Below are 2623 nucleotides of genomic sequence, written 5' to 3'. Positions count from 1 at the left end.
CTTCACTGTGATCACCAACCTGTTCATCCTCAACGGCCTCAACACCGCCGACCAGCTCGTCGCCAAGGGCGCGATCATCGTCGTCGCCGTGCTCCTGCAGCGGCGAAGCCTCAATTCACACACCTGATACCGGGGGCCGGATCGGAACCCGACCGGCCCCAGCAAGGAGAGAACATATGGACAAGAACCCCGGCCGCCGCGGCTTCCTCCTCGGTGGAGCCGTCCTCGGTGCAGGCGCCCTCATCACGGCCTGCACCAGCAACGAGCCGGCGGCGCAGGCGAGCGCGCCGGCCGCCGCTCCCGCCGCCGCGGCCACGGGCGGCAACGACGCCCCCGGCGACAAGGTCGTCATCGGCTTCTCGGCCCCGGCCGCCGACCACGGCTGGATCGCCGCCATCGCCAAGAACGCGGCGGACGCGGCCGCGAAGTACTCCGATGTGGAGTTCAAGGCGGTCGAGCCGACCAACGACATCAACCAGCAGATCTCGGCGGTGGAGTCGCTGATCCAGGCCAAGGTGAACGCGCTGGTGATCCTGCCGAACGACGGTGAGCAGCTGAACCAGGTCGCGCGGCAGGCGATGGACGCCGGCATCCCGGTGATCAACCTGGACCGGGTGTTCCCGGACAAGCTGTCGTACCGGACCTGGATCGGCGGGGACAACTACGGCATGGGTGTGGCCGCCGGTCACTACATCGGCAAGACGCTGAAGGACAAGGGCGTGGCCGACCCGGTCATCCTGGAGATCCAGGGCATCGCGACGCTGCCGCTGACCCAGGACCGCAGCAAGGGCTTCGCCGACGCTTTGAAGATGTACGGGTTCAAGGTGACCGCGCAGCAGGACGCCAAGTTCACGGTGGAGTCCGGCACGCAGGTGGCCAGCAACCTGCTGCAGGCGCACAAGAAGATCGATGCCATCTGGAACCACGACGACGACCAGGGCATCGGTGTGATGGCGGCGATCAAGGAGGCCGGTCGTGAGGAGTTCTTCATGGTCGGTGGCGCGGGTTCGGCCAACGCGATGCGTGACATCCAGGCGGACAACACCGTGCTGAAGGCCACGGTCACCTATCCCCCGACGATGGCCGCCTCGGCGGTCAAGCTGGCCCGGCTCATCGCCCAGGGCAAGGGCATGAGCGACCTGCTGGAGCAGGAGGTGCCGCAGTCGATCACGCTGGCCTCGGCGACCGTGACCAAGGACAACGTGGACAAGTACCTGCCGCTCGGCTTCGAGTCATGAGGCCTGTCATCGGGATCGGCATGGTCGGCTACGCGTTCATGGGCCGCACCCACTCCCAGGCGTGGCGCAGCGTGGACGCGTTCTTCGACCTGCCGTTCAAACCCGCGATGGTGGCCGTGGCCGGCAGGTCCGCCGAGGCGACCGCGCAGGCCGCCGAGAAGCTGGGGTGGGCCCACGCGGAGACCGACTGGAAGCGCCTGCTCGAGCGTGACGACGTGCAGATCGTCGACATCTGCACGCCGGGTGACAGCCATGCCGAGATCGCCATCGCGGCGCTGGCGGCGGGCAAGCACGTCCTGTGCGAGAAGCCGCTGGCCAACACCGTCGCCGAGGCCGAGGCCATGGCCGCGGCGGCGAAGGAGGCGGCGGCGCGCGGGGTGCGCAGCATGGTCGCCTTCAACTACCGCCGCGTTCCCGCGGTCGCGCTGGCCCGGCGGTTCGTCGAGGAGGGCAGGCTCGGGGAGATCCGGCACGTGCGGGCGCAGTACCTGCAGGACTGGATCGTCGACCCGGAGTTCCCCCTGGTCTGGCGGCTCCAGAAGGACAAGGCCGGGTCCGGCGCTCTCGGCGACATCGGCGCCCACATCATCGACACCGCCGAATTCATCACCGGTCAGCGGCTGACCGGGGTATCGGCGATGACCGAGACCTTCGTCAAGGAGCGTCCCCTGGCGGTCAGCTCGGCCGGGCTCTCGGCCGGCGGCGGAGCCGGGACGGGCCCGGTCACCGTGGACGACGCCGCGCTGTTCATCGGCCGCCTCAGCGGGGGCGCGCTGGCGTCGTTCGAGGCCACCCGCTTCGCGACCGGGCACAAGAACGCGCTGCGCATCGAGGTCAACGGCTCCCTGGGGAGCCTGTCCTTCGACTTCGAGGCGATGAACGAGCTGTGGTTCCACGACCACACCATCGGCAGCGCCGAGCACGGATTCCGGAGGGTGCAGGTCACCGAGCCGGACCACCCGTACGCCGGGGCGTGGTGGCCGCCGGGCCACGGCCTCGGATACGAGCACACCTTCGTCCACGAGACGAAGGACTTCCTGGAGGCGATCGCCGCCGGCACCGACCCCGTGCCGTCCTTCGAGGACGGGCTGCGGGTGCAGCGGGTGCTGGCGGCCGTCGAGCAGAGTGCGGCTGAGGGCAGCCGCTTCACGACTGTGGAGGATTCATGACCAGGCCGGTCACGTTGTTCACCGGGCAGTGGGCGGACCTGCCGTTCGAGGAGGTCTGCCGGCTGGCCTCGGAATGGGGCTACGACGGTCTGGAGATCGCCTGCTGGGGCGACCACTTCGAGGTCGACAAGGCCCTCGCCGACGACTCCTACATCGAACGCAAGAAGGAGACCCTGGCCAAGTACAACCTCGGGGTGTGGACGATCTCCCACCACC

General features: G+C 68.8%; 2 protein-coding genes and 1 pseudogene. All 3 read left to right on the top strand.

What is annotated here, in order from left to right:
• Positions 1-176: 176 nt before the first annotated feature.
• A complete protein-coding gene (locus FH610_RS42570) occupies positions 177-1238 on the top strand; it encodes a substrate-binding domain-containing protein (protein ID WP_139580920.1) in 1062 nt (353 codons plus the stop codon).
• Positions 1235-2407, top strand: coding sequence for a Gfo/Idh/MocA family protein (locus FH610_RS42565; protein ID WP_139580919.1), 1173 nt, complete (start codon positions 1235-1237; stop codon positions 2405-2407). The genes FH610_RS42570 and FH610_RS42565 overlap by 4 nt, the downstream gene beginning before the upstream one ends.
• Positions 2404-2623, top strand: a pseudogene (locus FH610_RS42560) (sugar phosphate isomerase/epimerase); the annotation flags it as partial. The gene FH610_RS42565 and the pseudogene FH610_RS42560, both read left to right, overlap by 4 nt.

The organism is Microbispora catharanthi, from assembly GCF_006334915.2.
GTDB classification, from domain to species: domain Bacteria; phylum Actinomycetota; class Actinomycetes; order Streptosporangiales; family Streptosporangiaceae; genus Microbispora; species Microbispora catharanthi.
Note: the sequence above shows the minus strand (reverse complement) of the source record. Positions and strands in the feature narration are given on the sequence as shown.